We start from the raw sequence: 17,059 nt of genomic DNA on the forward strand, positions 1-17,059 counted from the left end.
ATGACTTTGAAAGATTGTTTTTATGTAGGAACAATTGTATCAAAATTCAGTTTTAAAGGGGAAGTTTTGGTAAAATTAGACTCTGACGACCCCGAATTGTACGAAAATTTGGAATCAGTATTTATTGCCTTAGGTAATAATCTGGTTCCTTTTTTTGTTGAAAAATGTTCCTTACACAAATCTGACCTATTGCGGATTAAGTTTGAAGACGTTGAAAATGAATCAGATGCTGATGCTTTATTAAAAAACAAACTTTACTTACCGCTCTCCTTTCTTCCAAAACTAACCGGAAATAAATTCTATTATCACGAAATTATCGGATTTACGATGGAGGATATTGAATACGGTTATGTCGGGAAAATTATTGGTGTAAATGACAGTACCTCACAGGCTTTGTTTGAAGTAGAAAACAATGATAAAGAAATTCTCATTCCAATGAATGATGAATTTATTGAGAAAGTAGACAGAGAAAACAAAAAAATAATTGTAAAAACTCCTGAAGGCTTAATTGATTTGTACCTTAATTAATGGTTTTTATTTTCTTTTTGTCTTTTTAGTTTCTGCTTTTAAATGCTCTGCAATTAGTTCCAGTTCTTTGTACCATTCCTCCCCAAATTTTCGGATAAGAGCCTCTTTTACAAACTTATACACAGGAATTTGAAGTTCTTTTCCCAAACTGCAAGCATCATCACAAATTTGCCAACGGTTGTAATTTACCGCCGTAAAAGAGGTATATTCCTGTAAACGAATCGGATACAAATGGCAAGAAATTGGCTTCTTCCAGTCAATTTTACCATCATTATAAGCCTGTTCTATGGCACATAAAGCCCATCCCTTCTCATTTCGGATTACGTAAGCACATTCTCCTCCATCAATGAGAGGCGTTTCCCATTCTCCATCTTCACCTTTTATATAAACTCCTTGTTTTTCAATTGATTGCACTCCCTTTTTAGTGAGATATGGAGCTACTTTATCGTAAACTTTTTCCAATATTTTGAGTTCACCTTCCTCCACAGGTGCCCCTGCATCGCCTTCTATACAACAAGCTCCTGCACAAGCATTTAGATTACAAACAAAATCATTCTCAATAATATCTTCAGAGATTATGGTTTCACCGATTTGTATCATTTTCTAATTTACAAAAATAATTTGGAGTGCAAAAGTATAAAAAAGTTCCATTACTATGAAATTTTCAGCTCTTTACTCAAATATAACCTCTTTTTCTTGCCTTTAGAATTAAAAAAATATACCTTTGTGAGACCAAAATTTTTGTTATGAGAAAAAATTATTACCCAACCGTTTTTTTTATTCTTCTTTTCTTTAGTGTAATCTTTTCCTTAAAAGCACAGCAAGAAAAAAGCATCAATCAACTTCAACAATCCGTTGTTTGGAATAGTAATTCCTTGAAAGAAAAGCAATTTCACGAAGGGCTGGCAGGAACTTACTTCGGAAAACACAAACAGTTTTTCATATTGGCAGGAGGTTCATATTTTCCTGAAGAAAAACCTTGGCAGGGAGGGAAAAAAGAATTTTCCAAAACTGTTTTTGTATTTGAAACATCAGCTGACGGAAAGTTTTCAGTCGTTTACCAAGGCGAAGACTTACCTGAAGCCATAGCCGAAGGAACTTATGTTTCGCTTCCTGAAGGATTACTTTGTATTGGAGGGCAAACTCCTAACGGAGTTTCATCGAAAACTTTTTTAATTTCTTACGACAATAAAAAAATAAAAATTACAAATTTTCCGGAATTACCAATAGCCGTAAAAAGTGCAGCGGCAACCTCTATAGAAAGCGAGGTATATGTTACTGGAGGACAAACCTTTGACGGAAATTCTTCTCAGCAATTTATTAAATTAGATGTAAACAACCCTGAAAAAGGTTGGCAAAAATTACCCAATTACCCAAAAAACGTTTCGGGAGCGACCGCTGTTGCACAACAAGACGGAGAGGAGATTTCAGTTTTTGTTTTCGGAGGAAGAAGTCGCAACAATGCTGATATCACTACTTTTTATAGCAATGTTTATCAATTCAAACCTTCTAAAAATCAATGGATTGCTAAAAGAGACATTCAAAATTCAAAAGGAAATTTACCTCTGGCAGTTTCAACAGCTACAAAAATAGGAGCTTCAAGTATTTTGCTTTTCGGAGGAGATACCGGTCTTATTTTCAATAAAGTAGAAAAAGCTATCAATGATGGTGATACGGAACTTCGTAACGAACTTTGGAAAAATCATCAAGGTTTTGAAAAAGAAATCTTGGTTTATAATACAATCACTGATGAATGGTTCACTTTAGGAAAAGCTGACAATACAATAGCTGTGGCTTCCATTTTTTATAACACTCAAAATCAGGATATTTATATCGCAGGAGGAGAACAAAAGCCAGGAATTCGTTCATCTTTAATTACTAAATTATCTATTTCAAAAGGAGAAGGGTTTGGTTGGCTAAATTACGCTGTATTAGGACTTTACTTTATAGGAATGTTATGGCTTGGTTTTTTCTTTATGAAAAACAATAAAAACACCGAAGACTATTTCAAAGGAGGCGGACGTATCCCTTGGTGGGCGGTGGGCGTGAGTATTTTTGCTACAATGCTCAGTGCCATTACATTCATTTCCATTCCGGCTAAAACTTACGCTACTGATTGGCGTATGCTAATGTTTAATATGACTATCATTTTGGCTGTTCCAATAATTATTCGCTTTTTTCTGCCTTTTTTCTTACGCTTCAAACTTGATACAGCTTACCAATATTTAGAAATTCGATTTAATCGCCCAATTCGTTGGATTGCATCAACTTTCTTTACCTTCTTTATGATAAGCCGAATCGCAATCGTACTTTTTCTACCTTCATTGGCTTTAAATATCGTTACTGGGTTTAATATTTATTACGCCATTTTGATAATGAGCTTTGTAACTATCATATACTCAATAAGTGGCGGAATGGAAGCTGTGGTTTGGGGTGATGTAATTCAAGGATTCATTTTGGTTGGCGGAGCCATTGCCGCTTTGGTAGTAATGATTACGGGAATTAAAGGAGGCATCAGTGAATTTTGGAATACAACAATGACTTTCAACAAATTAAATACTTTCGATTTTCGATTTGATTTTTCGCAACCCGTTTTTTGGGTCGTAGTTTTCGGCGGACTTGCAAACACTTTGATTTCATATACCAGCGACCAATCGGTAGTACAACGATATATGTCCACCGTGAATGAAAAGGCAACAGCTAAAAGCATCTGGCTAAACGGAATAGTGAGCGTACCCGTAAGTATTTTATTTTTCCTTCTTGGAACCGGGTTATTTGCGTTTTACAAATCAAATCCTGAACAAATGTCAATTACCGATCCCAATATTGATTCTATTTTCCCTCAATTTATTGTTTCACAAATGCCTACAGGATTATCAGGACTGCTGATAGCTTCAATTTTTGCAGCAGCGATGAGTACTTTGTCATCAAATATCAATTCGGTTTCAGCAGTAATTACTTCCGATTTTTATAAAACTCTATTCAAAAATACTTCATTCAAAAAGCAAATGACCGTAGCCCGATGGTCAGGAGTTATCATTGGATTATTAGGAACAGGAATGGCTATAGTGCTGGCTACTTGGAACATAGCTTCACTTTGGGACCAATTCAATACCTTTTTAGGATTATTAACCAGCGGATTGGGAGCTTTGTTCATTTTGGGAATATTTTTCCCTCGTGTAGGTTCTATTGCAGCTTTCATTGGGCTGATTACTGGCGTGATTATCCTCTATTTGGTAAAATCTCACACGGAACTTTCGTTTCTACTTTACGGACTTATTGGAATGATTTCTAATATCATTATTGCGTTTATCTTTAGTTTATTTATCCCAAATCAAAAAGGAATTGAATCTATCACTTGGAAAACAAGAAAGAAATAGTAAAAAATCGAAACAAAACAAAATCAGACTATCTCTTCAGGCAGTCTGATTTATTTTTTATAACAGACTAATAATAAAACACATAAAAAATTATTTCAATAAAAATAAAGTTCTCCTATCTTTTCAAAAAAATAAAAAAATAAAAATTATTTTGCTTTATGTTTTACTTTTTTATACCTTTATAGGGTATTTTTAACACAATGAAAAAAATTTATTCATTATGGATTATAGCACAAATAATATTCGGAATGTTGTCCTGTTAGGGCACGCAGGAAGTGGAAAAACATCTTTGGTAGAAACAATGTTGTTTGAAGCCGGAGCTACCACACGTATCGGAAGCATTGAAGAAGGAAATACAATTTCTGACTTTCACGAAATGGAAAAAGAAAAGAAATACAGTATTTTCAGTTCATTAATGCACGTTTTTTGGGGAAATACAAAAATTAATTTCATTGACACTCCCGGTTTTGATGATTTTATTGGAGAAGCTATCTCAGGATTAAAAGTCGCCGACACCGCAGTAATGGTAATCAATGCCAAAGAAGGAATTGAGGTTGAAAATGAACTTCATAAAGATTATATTGAAGAATTCAAAACCCCTACTCTTTTCGTTATCAATCAATTAGACCACGAAAAAGCAGACTTCGAAAAATCACTTCAAGAAATCAAGAACACTTTCGGTAATAAAGTGGTTGAAATTCAGTTCCCATACAAACTGGAAAATGGCTTTAATCACATCGTTGATGCATTGCGTATGGTAATGTACACTTTTGATTCCAACGGAGGAAAACCTAAAAAAGAGCCTATTCCCGCAGAAGTACTCGAACGGACAAAACAAATTCACAATCAACTTGTTGAAATAGCCGCTGAGGAAGAAGAAGGACTAATGGAACGCTATTTTGAGCAAGGGACACTAACCGAAGAAGAACTTACCAAAGGCTTGCAATTGGCAATGGGAAAACAAAATTTCTTCCCCGTTTTCTGTGCTTCAGCAAAAGAGAATAAAGGAACCGGACGCATTATGGGTTTCATTCGTGATATTTGCCCTTCACCTTTGCAACAACCTGATAAAGAACTTCAAAACGGTCAAACAATCGCTCCCGATACCTCTCTTCCAACGAGTATTTTTATCTACAAAACACTGAACGAACCACAAATTGGAGAACTCAGTTATTTCAAAGTATATAGCGGAACGCTCAAAAGTGGTGAAACTCTTAAAAATCAAATGAATGGTGAAGATGAACGTATTAATAAAATTTTTACTGTAAACGGAAAAAACAGAGAATCTGTAGAGGCGTTAGTCGCTGGTGATTTGGGAGTTACCATAAAACTCAAAAATTCACATACAAATAACACTTTGAATAGCGAAGGACATCACGAAATTCAAATCAAAAAAATTAAATTTCCTCAAATGAAAATCCGTATGGCAGTCGTGCCTCCTTCAAAATCTGATTTTGAGAAACTTACTAACGCCTTACATATCATTCAGGAAGAAGACCCAACTTTCACTTTGCAATATTCGCCCGAACTGAAACAAACTATCATTCACGGACAAGGTCAAATGCACTTCGATGTGGTAAAACAACGCATCAAATCGTTATATAATATTGATATGGAACTTATTCGTCCGAAAATTCCGTATCGTGAAACCATTTCAAAAGCTGCTGAAGCTCAGTATCGCCATAAAAAACAATCGGGCGGAGCAGGACAGTTTGCCGAGGTACATTTACGCATTGAACCTTATGATGAAAACGCTCCTTTGCCTACTGATTTGAACATCCGCAAAGAAGAACTTATCGAACTGCCTTGGGGCGGACATCTGCATTTCTTGTGGTGCATTGTTGGTGGAAGCATTGACACGCGTTTTATTAGTGCCATAAAAAAAGGAATTATGACCAAAATGGAAGAAGGACCTCTCACAGGTTCATATTGCCAAAACATACGCGTGAGTATTTTCGACGGAAAAATGCACCCTGTTGATTCCAACGATATTGCGTTTCAATTAGCAGCTTCCGCAGGTTTTGCTGAAGCCTTCAAAAACGCATCTCCAAAAATTATGGAACCTATCTATGAGTTAGAAGTCCTTTGTGATGTCAGTGCAATGGGTGATGTAATGACCGATTTACAAAGCCGAAGAGCAGTTATCACAGGTATTGACAACATCCGTCAATATCAACAAATCAAAGCTTTAGTCCCGATTGCCGAAATGTACGGATATTCAACTTCATTACGTTCCATCACACAAGGAAAATCAAAATTTAGCAGACATTTGTGGGGCTATCAGGTAATGAACCACGAAGTACAAGAAAAATTACTGAAAGGATAAAAAAGTTATACATCTTACTTAAGGCGAAACGTTTTTCAATGAATAATTGCGTTTCGCCTTTGTTTTTTATATTTTCACATCAAATTTCAGTTTTTATCTTTTAACTTCTCTACACATTTTTATACCTTTGCGAAAATTTTTTTTTATTAAAAAAAAGAGGCTCTACTAGCCTCTTTCCTATTTATTGATTATTCTCTTTCTTATTCGATTTTTGATGTCTCGGTTTGTTGTTATCGTGTTTAGGTTTTTCACTTCTTGGCGGACGCTCCAATAAAGCCTTGCGTGAAACCTTCTGTTTACGGGTTTTAGGGTCTATTCCGATGTATTTCACTTCGATAATATCGCCTTCTTTCACTAAATCCGATGGTTTTTCGGTACGCTCCCAAGCCATTTCAGAGATGTGTAATAAAGAATCCTTACCAGGTACAAACTCAACTACGGCACCGAAATCCAATAGTTTGGTTACTTTCACTTTATAAATCTCACCTTCAACAGGTTCAAAAATACAAGCTCTGATAGCATCAACAGCACGTTGCATTCCGTCTGGGTCTGTTCCTAATACCTCGATAATACCCAAATCGCCTTCTTCCTCAATAACAATGGTTGTTCCTGTTTCTTGCTGAATACCTTGGATATTTTTTCCACCAGAACCGATAACCGCACCAATGTAATCTTTCGGAATTTCCATTGTAATAATTTTCGGAGCGTGTGGTTTCACTTCGGCTTTCGGCTCGGCAATTGTATCAGTGATTTTTCCTAAGATATGCAGGCGTCCTTCGCGAGCTTGCTCCAAGGCTTTTTCTAAAATTTCATAAGTTAATCCTTTGATTTTGATATCCATTTGGCAAGCCGTGATTCCATCTTTGGTTCCTGTTACCTTGAAATCCATATCCCCCAAATGATCTTCGTCTCCCAAGATGTCGGAAAGTACAGCATATTTTTCGCCATCAGTTATAAGCCCCATCGCAATTCCCGAAACAGGTTTAATCATCTGTACACCCGCATCCATAAGTGCCAGTGTACCAGCACAAACCGTTGCCATTGATGATGAACCGTTTGATTCTAAAATTTCAGAAACTACACGAACCGTGTAAGGGCAATCGGCTGGAATCATTCGCTTTAAAGCACGTTGTGCCAAATTTCCGTGTCCGATTTCTCTTCGGGAAGTTCCTCTAAGGGGACGAGCCTCACCGGTTGAAAACGGAGGAAAATTATAATGCAAATAGAAACGTTCCTCGCCTTGTTCTGTGGGCAAATCAATCACGTTTGCCTCACGAGAAGTTCCCAAAGTTACGGTTGTAAGTGATTGAGTTTCACCTCGTGTAAATATTGAAGAACCATGAGCCGAAGGCAAGTAATCAATCTCGCACCAAATTGGGCGAATTTGCGTTGTATTTCGTCCGTCCAAGCGGATATTTTCATCTAAAATAAGATTTCTAACTGCCTCTTTTTGAGCTTTCCCGAAGTATTTATCGATAAGTATTGCAAACTCTTCTTGTGCTTCTTCGGTAAATAGAGCCAAGCACTCTTCTTTTACGGCAGCAAATTTTTCGCCACGTTCTTGTTTAGCCGTATTTTCTTTGGCAATCGCATAGCATTTGGGGTATGCCAGACCATACACTTTTTGCTCAACTTCTTCATTTTCAAGTTCTGGTTCGTAGGTGCGTTTTTCGGTTTTGCCTACTTTTTCTGCCAAACGGATTTGAGCATCAATTTGAACTTTAATCGCTTCGTGTGCAAATTTGATAGCTTCCGCCATATCTTTTTCAGAAACTTCATCCATTTCACCTTCCACCATTGCTACGAAATCCTTTGAAGCTCCCACCATAATATCCATATCGGATTGTGCAAGTTGCTCTTTATTAGGATTTATAACGAATTTTCCGTCAATGCGTGCCACACGAACCTCTGAAATAGGTCCGTCAAACGGAATGTCAGACACAGCGATACAAGCCGAAGCCGCTAACCCAGCTAAAGCGTCGGGCATTACGTTTTCGTCGTGCGACATTAATTGAATCATTACCTGAGTTTCAGCGTGATAATCTTTCGGAAAAAGCGGACGTAACACGCGATCTACCAAACGCATCGTCAATACCTCTTGGTCACTGGGGCGTGCTTCTCGTTTAAAAAATCCGCCCGGAAAACGCCCTGCGGCGGCAAATTTTTCACGATAATCTACCGTTAAAGGCAAAAAATCTGTTTCAGGGTTAATTTCTCTTGCGGAAACCACTGTCGCTAACAACATTGCATTTCCCATACGTACAACAACTGAACCATCAGCTTGTTTAGCCAATTTTCCTGTTTCAATGGAAATGGTTCTTCCGTCGCCTAAATTGATAATTTCTTTTTTAACTTCTGGAATCATTTTGTTATTTTTTAATTAAACATTAGGCGTTGTGTTGTTGTTTGGGTTTTCCAATGGTTGGTTCACACCAACGGCTTATTTTAGTTTTTGATTTTCCTAAGAAGAAATACTTTTATTTTTGACAATAACTAAAAAAAGAGGCAAAAAGCCCCTTTTTGATTATTTTCTGATATTCAATTCTTTGATAATTGCACGATATCTTTCAATATCATTCGTTTTTAAATAGTCAAGTAAACTTCTGCGTTTACCTACCAATTTTACTAACGAACGCTCAGTATTGAAATCTTTTCTGTTTCTTTTTAAGTGTTCTGTTAAGTGGTTGATTCTGAAAGTAAATAAAGCTATTTGTCCTTCAGCTGATCCGGTGTTAGTTTCTGAACCACCGTGTTTTTTAAAAATTTCTGCTTTTACTTCTTTTGTTAAATACATTTTAATATTATTTAATGATTATTATGTACTAGTTTTTGAAGATGCAAATGTATAGAAAAATATTTAATCTGCAAATTTATTTTAGTTTTTTTGATTGATTTTTCTTTCTCAATTAAATTAAAAAACTGATTATAAGAAAATTAAAATTCATTTTGGGTAAATATGTTTTATTTCGTAACTTTGTAGCTCGGTCTTTTCCAGTTTAAAAATCTCAAAAAAATATAAAATAATGGATTCATTAGTTGTAGTTCAAATCATATATATTCTTCTGTTGATTGCTGTTTGTCTTCGCATTATTTGGGACACACGTTCCGTAAGTAAAACTTTAGCGTATCTACTTTTGGTTATTTTCATTCCTATTTTGGGTATAATTTTCTATTTTTCTTTCGGAATTAACTACAGAAGACATAAAATATACAACAAAAAGCTGGAAATAGACCAATTTTTCCGCAATGAATTGGAAACAAAAATCGAAATATTGAAAAAAACTCACTTAGAACACCCTTCTTTAAATGAAAATACAGAAATTATCCGATTTCTTTCGCAAACAGAGCAAACTTTCGTGGCTCCGAACAGCTCAATAGAAGTTTTAGATAACGGAGAAAATCTTTTTCCTATATTACTTCGTGAAATGCGGAATGCAAAATCGCACATACATATTGAATATTATATCTATGAAAATGACATCATCGGAAATCAAGTAAAAGAAGTGCTGATTGAAAAAGCTCGAGAAGGAGTTGAGGTTCGTTTCATTTATGATGATTTTGGAAGTCGGGGAATTCGCAAGAATATTGTTAAAGAACTGAAAGAAAACGGAGTACAAGTATTTCCTTTTCATAAAATCAATTTCATTTATTTTGCTAACCGAATAAACTATCGTAATCACCGAAAAATTGTGGTCATTGACGGAAAAACTTCTTTTGTGGGAGGAATTAATGTAAGTGATAAGTACATCAATTCAGGAAATAACGAATTGTATTGGCGTGATACTCACCTAATGATAAAAGGAATTACGTCCCTTTCATTGCAAATGGTTTTCCTGTCGGATTGGAATTTCTGTAGCAACGAAAATATAACGATACAACCCGCTTATTTCCCAACAGATTTTCTGGATTTACCAAGTGATTACTATGCTCAAATCGCTTATAGCGGTCCTGATTCTGACTTACCTACTATTCTTTACACCACCATTCAAGCTATATATTCGGCTAAGGAAGAAATTATTTTAACTACACCTTATTACGTTCCTGACACTTCTCTGCAAGAAGCCCTTATCATTGCTTCGCTCAGTGGAATATCAGTTAAATTATTGCTTCCTAAAGAAGGTGATTCGTTTTTAGTAAACATCACTTCTCAATCATTTCTTGAAGAATTACTTAGAGCAGGCGTTAAAATTTATCTCTACAAAAAAGGTTTTGTACATTCAAAAACTTTTGTGATTGACGGCAAATGGGCTTCTGTGGGAACTGCCAACTTAGATGCACGCAGCTTTGACCTTAATTTTGAAGTTTCGGCACTTATTTATCACAAAGAAACCGCTTTACGATTACGTGAAACTTTTTACAAAGACCTTGTTGATGCTGAAAAACTTACATTAGAAAAATGGGAAAGAAGACCAAAATACAAGCAATTAGCTGAAAAAGTATTACGACTAACTTCCCCCTTTATGTAGTAATTGCCACAGTAGGATTTTATTCACTCACAATTTCTAACATATCATATACTTCGGTCATAGCCAATTGATTATCAGAAATAACAATAAGCATATCGTTAGGATTTATTTTGGTTGAACCATTGGGCGTTATGTATTTTTCATCTCGTTTTATCATTGCAATAATTGAATTTTTCGGAAATTCGAGATCTACTATTTTCTTCCCAATAACGTGATTATCTGCAGGAATCAAAATTTCTTGCATTACGGCTTTCGGATGCTCGCGAATAATTGCATCGGCAGGATTTTCATCATTTTCAACGTCTTGCTGAACAGAAGCGATATTCAGCCACTTCGCCACCACTGAAAGCGTTGTTCCTTGAATCAAAACTGAAGTTACAGAAATGAAAAATACGATGTTAAAAATAATATGAGCTTTATCTATTTCTGCCAAAAGCGGATATGTCGCAAATACAATTGGTACGGCTCCTCGCAATCCTACCCAAGAAATATACGAACGTCGAGCAAAACACATCCTGAAAGGAAGAGTGCTTAAAAACACGCTCAACGGGCGAGCCACCAAAATCAAAAATACCGATATCAAAAGCCCCAAACCTGCCAGAGGAATTATTTCCGTTGGAACAACCAAAAGTCCCAATGTTAAGAACAGAACAATTTGCATTAGCCAAGCCAATCCGTCAAAAACTTTTAAAACACTTCCTTTGTGTATAAAATTCTGATTTCCAAGAAAAACCGAACATATATAAATTGCTAAAAATCCATTCCCACCAAGTGCTTCGGTTCCTGAAAATGTGATAAACATCAAAGCAATTGCCAATACCGGATACAAACCTTCAAAACCTAATTGTATTCCGTTAAAAATCAACTTACTAAGTTTACCAAAAACAAAACCAAGAACGCCACCTAAAATAATCTGACGTAAAAATATGAGAATGACCATCCAAACAGATTGTTCAGGAATTTGAACTAAACCTAAAAATGTGGTTGTCAGCACGTAAGCCATTGGGTCGTTGCTTCCACTTTCAAATTCCAACGTAGGACGAAGATTGTGCTTCAAATCCAAATTTTTGGAACGCAATATGGAAAACACAGCAGCCGCATCAGTTGAGGATACAATCGAACCCAATAAAAGACTTTCAAATAGCGTAAAATCAGTAATATACCAAACAAAAAGCCCCAAACTAACGGCAGTTAGCAAAACACCTAAAGTTGAAAGCATAATTCCTTGAAAAAGAATAGGTTTTACTGATTTCCATCGAGTTTCCAAACCTCCGGAAAACAAAATGAAGTTCAACGAAATAATACCTATAAATTGAGCTAATTTGGGGTCATTAAACTGAATTTTCAAAATTCCGTCAGAACCGGCAAGCATTCCCACTCCCAAGAACAAAATCAGGGTTGGAACGCCAAATTTGTAAGATGTTTTACCTGCAATTAAACTGACTAATAATAACAGAGACCCGATTAATAGTATATTTTCTGAAGTTAAATTCATTGTAAGTATCAATTTGGTGCGAATATAGAAAAAAACGACGAAACTTCAATTGTTTTTTGATTTTTTGAATGCCAAATTTGATATTTTTTATATCTTTGGGCGTTAATTTTATTATCAAAATACTCAAAATATTATGCAAAAGTTAGTAGAACGTTTCATAACGTACATAAAAACAGATACTCAGTCTGACCCCGAAAGTCAAACCACTCCAAGTACCGAAAAACAATGGAATTTGGCTCGTTTTCTTGTAGAAGAATTAAAATCCATTGGTTTGGAAGATGTTACAATTGATGAAAATTCGTATGTAATGGCTACGCTTCCTTCCAATGTTGATTATGAAGTACCTACCATCGGATTCATCGCTCATTTTGATACATCACCTGATTTTTCAGGAGAAAATGTAAATCCGCAATTTGTTGAAAACTACGACGGAGGAGACATTGTTCTAAATAAAGAAAAAAATATAGTACTTTCTCCTTCTTATTTTGAAGATTTGCTTCTGTACAAAGGGCAAACCATTATCACAACCGATGGAACAACACTTTTGGGAGCTGACGACAAAGCCGGCATTGCTGAAATTGTTACAGCAATGGAGTATTTGATACAACATCCTGAAATTAAGCACGGTAAAATCAGAGTAGGTTTTACTCCTGATGAAGAAATAGGTCGTGGAGCACATAAATTTGATGTAAAAAAATTTGGTGCAGATTGGGCTTATACAATGGATGGAAGCCAAATTGGTGAATTAGAATATGAAAGCTTCAATGCTGCGGGTGCCAAAGTACATTTTAAAGGAAAAAGCGTTCATCCTGGTTATGCCAAAAATAAAATGATAAATTCATTGTTGATTGCAAATCAGTTTATTAGCTCCTTACCAGAAAATGAAATTCCACAACGTACAAGCGGACGTGAAGGATTCTACCACATTACTGACGTTTCAGGAGATATTGAAAATACTGTAGTTCAGTTAATTATCCGTGACCACGACCGAAAATTATTTGAAAAACGTAAAGAATCTGTACAACAAATTGTAAATGAATTAAATAAAGAATATCCAAATGCAGTTTCAGCAGAAATTAAGGATCAGTATTTTAATATGCGGGAAAAAATAGAGCCTGTTTTCCACATTGTAGAAGTAGCAGAAAAGGCAATGAAAGAATTGGGTATCACTCCGATTATCAAGCCAATACGTGGCGGAACAGATGGTTCACAATTGAGTTATATGGGGCTTCCTTGCCCGAATATTTTTGCCGGCGGACACAATTTCCACGGAAAATTCGAGTACGTTCCTGTGCAAAGTTTGGAAAAAGCCACTCAAGTCATCGTAAAAATTGCAGAGCTTGTAGCTAAAAAATAATTTTCTAGAAGTTAAATCTCTCTTAAAATTTTGTAAAACAATTCTTTAAGAGAGATTTTATTTTCTTTGTTTACAAGAAATAGGACTAACTCCCCATTTGCGTTTGAAGGCTGTTGAAAAGTGTGAAACATAGTCATATCCGCACAAGAGAGCAATTTCGGATATGGTTTTGTTTGTATCTAAAAGTAATTGTTTGGCTAACTGCATTTTATAATCATACAAATACCCAAAAACGGTAGTGCCAAACACTTCCTTAAAACCGTATTTAAGTTTCTTTTCATTCAGCCCCACTTGATGAGCCAATTCAATAAGAGAAGGCGTTTCATTTATATTGGAAATGAGTATGTTGGCAGCTTCTCGGATTTTATCAATATCCGAAAGTGTTTTACAATATTTGCCGATTTCATTTTTTGTTTGTTCTGATATTTTTAGCAGTAACACTAATAATTCCAGTACTTTAAGGTCGGTATAAGCCATTGCAGATGTTCCCATTAAGTAACTGTTTGCTATCTGCTGAAAAATAGTATTTACCTCAAAAGAAATAGGAGAAAAATCGGGGAAAAGCATAAATATTTTTTCCCGTTGATAACGCTCATACAAACTTTCAAACACTTCGGGGTATTGTAATGACAATTGTTTAAAATGCTCATTACTAATAACTAATGTGTCTATTTCAGTTTCACCGTTTCTATCAAAAAGCGTAAATCCTTGATGATTTTCATTACAAAACAAAACATTAGCAGAACCTTGTTTTACGTTTTGTCGGAAGCCTTTTTCAAATCCAACATTCATTCCTTTTGTGATTCGATTCAGAAAATAAATCCGTAAGGAAGAAGTAACCATTTCTCCCGAAATTTTGATTTCTTCTGAAAATTTTGATTTCCAATTTATAAGTTGGTGATTTCCTACCTTTTTTGATTGTATAAAGATTTCGCCAAAGGGCAATTGATTTGAAAAAATAATTTCTTCACTGTCCAATTGCCGAGAAATTGCATTATCAAAGAGCATTTCCTGTATATTATCGTTGCTTAACCTCATAAATATTCCCTTAATATTAAAAAAATAGTCCGTTATATTAAACAAATGCTTTTGTCCTTTAACATAACTTTGCAAAGTTAAATTATTTAGAATAAAATCAAATAAAAATTTAGTTCAATGCAAAAAATATTTTATATTTTTATAACAGTTTTATTTTCAATAGCATTACAGGCTCAATCACAATATTTTGATTTACAAGGAAAAATATTTGATGCAACTACTCAAAAACCGCTTGCCTTAGCCGATATTTTTCTTAAAGAAATTCAAAAAGGTACGGTTTCGGACGGGCAAGGAAATTTTATATTTAAAAAAATCCCAAACGGAGAGTACACAATCACTATTTCATATGTTGGATATCAATCTGTTACTAAAAAAATAAACACGAAAAATAACAAAGAGATAAAAATATATTTAAATGTTGAAACCGAAAATCTGCAAGAGGTTGTTGTAAAATCCTCGAAAAAGGAAGAGCGTGAATTGAGAAATGGAGCGATGACGGTTTCAGTACTGAGTTCATCTCATTTTCAAGGAACTACAAGCAGTTTAGACGATGTTTTGAAGAAAACGGTAGGGATTACCATTCGCAGTCAGGGTGGAGTTGGAAGCGGTTCACGAATTTCCGTACGCGGGCTGGAAGGTAAACGAATTGGGATATTTTTAGACAATATGCCTATGAACCAAACCTCTGATTATGTGTCGCTTCACGATGTACCTATTGATATGATTGAACGTATTGAAATTTATAAAGGCATTGTGCCTGCCAAACTCGGAGGGTCGGCGATGGGAGGAGCAGTAAACCTGATTTTGAAAGAATATCCTCCTGTCTTTTATGATGTTAGCTATGAATTGGCTTCATTCAACACCCATAAAATTCAATCGTTGGGCAAGCTAAATTTTAAAAAATCGGGCATTGAAATTGGTGCTTCGGTCAATTACACTTATTCCGATAATGATTATGAAATGGACTTGCCTCACCACAGAGGTATCCGTGTGAAACGCAATCACGATCGTCATCGCAAATTGCTCTACGGAGTAGGGCTAAAAGCCACCAAATGGTGGTTCGATGAGGTTGGTTTTGAGGCGTTTTCTATCCTGACAGACCAACAAATACAAGGCATTGAAACCAATATACAAAAGGCTTTTAGTGAAACTCAGGTCAACGGAGTTACCAACAAATTGGAAAAGAAAGATTTTCTCATCTCCGGATTGGATTTTGATATGAACACGGTGCTTGTTGGCGTTGGGCTTCATCTTAATGACACCTCTCCGCTACGATATGATTGGGAAGGAAACACTTATCCGCCTGTTTCTTCTTATGGGGGAGAAATCGGATTGCACGCTTCTGATACCAAAACGAAAAGTACTTCTTTTCTTAACAGATTGAATTTGGAATATATAATCAATGAAAATCAGAGTGTTAATTTCAATTCACAGTTTACTACGTTCAGCAATCACACCTCTGACCCGATTAAAGAAAAGATTTCTGGTTATAAAGTAAATTTTGACAACCGAATGTTCAGCTGGATAGCAGGATTATCATACGATTTGAGTAGCAAAAATAAAAAATGGCTTAATTCCTTCACTACCAAATATTGTTATTACAAAACTCAGGGTCAAACCGTAAAAATTGTGGGTATTGGTGGGATAAAAGACATTGGGTTTTCCAAAGGGAATTTCGGAATTAGTGATGCCATACGTTATCATTTTACAGAAAATCTATTGGCAAGGACTTCCTTAGCGTATGATGTGCGTTTACCTATTGATAGTGAACTTCTTGGCGATGGTTTTCTTATCGCTCCTGCGGCAAACCTCAAACCTGAGCGAAACACAAGCGTGAATTTAGGTTTTTTGTATCAAAAAAACTTGCTTTCCGACAATAAATTAGAAGTAGAAATCAACGGATTTTATTCCTACATAACAGATATGATACGTTTTTCGGGAGGAGTATTACAATCCTTTTATGAGAATTTTGGAAAGATGCGGTCTTTGGGAATAGAAGCCGAAGTGAAAGCCGATATTTTTCCTTCCTTATACGGATATGCCAATGTAACCTATCAGGATTTGCGTGATAAACGTGATTTTGAGCCATATACACAAATTCCTAATGCAACCAAAAACAAACGAATGCCAAACATTCCATATTTTTTGAGCAATGCAGGATTGGAATTTCATAAAGAAAATCTTTTCGGAGGAAAAGACCAAAACACGCGTTTGATGCTTGATGCTTCTTTTATTGAAAAGTATTGGTATGATTTTGAGGTAAGTAAATATCAAGAAAGACGTATTCCGAGAAGTTTGGTTTTTCATTTTGGTGTGGAACAGAGCTTTAAAAATGGAAAAATTTTGCTTTCGGCAAGGGTAAATAATCTTACCGACCAAAAAGTAATTTCAGAATTTAACCGTCCGCTTCCGGGCAGAAATTTTGGAGTAAAAATCAGATATAGAATGTGATAGCTCAAAAAAAAGCTA

11 protein-coding genes are annotated in these 17,059 nt (G+C 35.5%); 6 read left to right on the top strand and 5 right to left on the bottom strand.

All coding sequences use genetic code 11. The features are described 5' to 3' along the window. The gene (gene rimM, locus GN105_RS07870; protein ID WP_155284867.1) at nucleotides 1-528 is read left to right on the top strand and encodes a ribosome maturation factor RimM; all 528 of its coding nucleotides are present in this window, start codon (nucleotides 1-3) and stop codon (nucleotides 526-528) included. Between the two features lie 6 nt (nucleotides 529-534). On the opposite strand, the gene GN105_RS07875 is transcribed toward rimM, so the two are convergent. Continuing rightward, a complete protein-coding gene (locus GN105_RS07875) occupies nucleotides 535-1,128 on the bottom strand; it encodes a DUF3109 family protein (protein WP_155284868.1) in 594 nt (197 codons plus the stop codon). Nucleotides 1,129-1,274: 146 nt separating this feature from the next. On the opposite strand from GN105_RS07875, the gene GN105_RS07880 reads away from it, so the two are divergent. Further along, on the top strand, nucleotides 1,275-3,908 hold the full coding sequence (locus GN105_RS07880; RefSeq protein ID WP_155284869.1) for a sodium:solute symporter family protein: 2,634 nt from the start codon (nucleotides 1,275-1,277) through the stop codon (nucleotides 3,906-3,908). Nucleotides 3,909-4,128: 220 nt separating this feature from the next. Continuing rightward, nucleotides 4,129-6,234: an elongation factor G gene (locus GN105_RS07885; protein ID WP_155284870.1), complete on the top strand. Its 2,106-nt coding sequence runs from the start codon at nucleotides 4,129-4,131 to the stop codon at nucleotides 6,232-6,234. Between the two features lie 181 nt (nucleotides 6,235-6,415). On the opposite strand, the gene GN105_RS07890 is transcribed toward GN105_RS07885, so the two are convergent. Together GN105_RS07890 and rpsO are read right to left on the bottom strand one after the other, a co-directional pair. Further along, nucleotides 6,416-8,599, bottom strand: coding sequence for a polyribonucleotide nucleotidyltransferase (locus tag GN105_RS07890; RefSeq protein ID WP_155284871.1), 2,184 nt, complete (start codon nucleotides 8,597-8,599; stop codon nucleotides 6,416-6,418). Between the two features lie 159 nt (nucleotides 8,600-8,758). Further along, nucleotides 8,759-9,028 carry a 30S ribosomal protein S15 gene (gene rpsO, locus GN105_RS07895; RefSeq protein WP_155284872.1) on the bottom strand — a complete coding sequence of 90 codons (270 nt, stop codon included), beginning with the start codon at nucleotides 9,026-9,028 and terminating at the stop codon, nucleotides 8,759-8,761. A gap of 229 nt (nucleotides 9,029-9,257) precedes the next feature. On the opposite strand from rpsO, the gene cls reads away from it, so the two are divergent. Next, nucleotides 9,258-10,700 (top strand): cardiolipin synthase, encoded by a 1,443-nt coding sequence (gene cls, locus GN105_RS07900; protein WP_155284873.1) that lies wholly within the window; start codon nucleotides 9,258-9,260, stop codon nucleotides 10,698-10,700. 19 nt (nucleotides 10,701-10,719) lie between these two features. Here the strand turns inward: cls and GN105_RS07905 are convergent, their stop codons facing one another. Beyond that, nucleotides 10,720-12,195 (bottom strand): potassium/proton antiporter, encoded by a 1,476-nt coding sequence (locus GN105_RS07905; RefSeq protein ID WP_155284874.1) that lies wholly within the window; start codon nucleotides 12,193-12,195, stop codon nucleotides 10,720-10,722. 133 nt (nucleotides 12,196-12,328) lie between these two features. Here GN105_RS07905 and pepT point away from each other — a divergent pair, with 133 nt between their 5' ends. Beyond that, nucleotides 12,329-13,552, top strand: coding sequence for a peptidase T (gene pepT, locus GN105_RS07910; protein ID WP_155284875.1), 1,224 nt, complete (start codon nucleotides 12,329-12,331; stop codon nucleotides 13,550-13,552). Between the two features lie 57 nt (nucleotides 13,553-13,609). On the opposite strand, the gene GN105_RS07915 is transcribed toward pepT, so the two are convergent. Then, on the bottom strand, nucleotides 13,610-14,590 hold the full coding sequence (locus GN105_RS07915) for a helix-turn-helix domain-containing protein (RefSeq protein WP_155284876.1): 981 nt from the start codon (nucleotides 14,588-14,590) through the stop codon (nucleotides 13,610-13,612). Nucleotides 14,591-14,707: 117 nt separating this feature from the next. Between GN105_RS07915 and GN105_RS07920 the strand changes: the two genes are divergently transcribed. Then, nucleotides 14,708-17,041, top strand: coding sequence for a TonB-dependent receptor (locus tag GN105_RS07920; protein WP_155284877.1), 2,334 nt, complete (start codon nucleotides 14,708-14,710; stop codon nucleotides 17,039-17,041). The last annotated feature ends 18 nt before the right edge of the window (nucleotides 17,042-17,059 follow it).

Source organism: Capnocytophaga felis, assembly GCF_009684755.1.
GTDB classification, from domain to species: Bacteria; Bacteroidota; Bacteroidia; order Flavobacteriales; family Flavobacteriaceae; genus Capnocytophaga; species Capnocytophaga felis.

Excerpts from the sequence above, each read along its gene's own strand:
- rimM (WP_155284867.1), top strand. The coding sequence starts at position 1 with ATGACTTTGAAAGATTGTTTTTATGTAGGAACAATTGTATCAAAATTC.
- GN105_RS07875 (WP_155284868.1), bottom strand. The coding sequence starts at position 1,128 with ATGATACAAATCGGTGAAACCATAATCTCTGAAGATATTATTGAGAAT.
- GN105_RS07880 (WP_155284869.1), top strand. The coding sequence starts at position 1,275 with ATGAGAAAAAATTATTACCCAACCGTTTTTTTTATTCTTCTTTTCTTT.
- GN105_RS07885 (WP_155284870.1), top strand. The coding sequence starts at position 4,129 with ATGGATTATAGCACAAATAATATTCGGAATGTTGTCCTGTTAGGGCAC.
- GN105_RS07890 (WP_155284871.1), bottom strand. The coding sequence starts at position 8,599 with ATGATTCCAGAAGTTAAAAAAGAAATTATCAATTTAGGCGACGGAAGA.
- rpsO (WP_155284872.1), bottom strand. The coding sequence starts at position 9,028 with ATGTATTTAACAAAAGAAGTAAAAGCAGAAATTTTTAAAAAACACGGT.
- cls (WP_155284873.1), top strand. The coding sequence starts at position 9,258 with ATGGATTCATTAGTTGTAGTTCAAATCATATATATTCTTCTGTTGATT.
- GN105_RS07905 (WP_155284874.1), bottom strand. The coding sequence starts at position 12,195 with ATGAATTTAACTTCAGAAAATATACTATTAATCGGGTCTCTGTTATTA.
- pepT (WP_155284875.1), top strand. The coding sequence starts at position 12,329 with ATGCAAAAGTTAGTAGAACGTTTCATAACGTACATAAAAACAGATACT.
- GN105_RS07915 (WP_155284876.1), bottom strand. The coding sequence starts at position 14,590 with ATGAGGTTAAGCAACGATAATATACAGGAAATGCTCTTTGATAATGCA.
- GN105_RS07920 (WP_155284877.1), top strand. The coding sequence starts at position 14,708 with ATGCAAAAAATATTTTATATTTTTATAACAGTTTTATTTTCAATAGCA.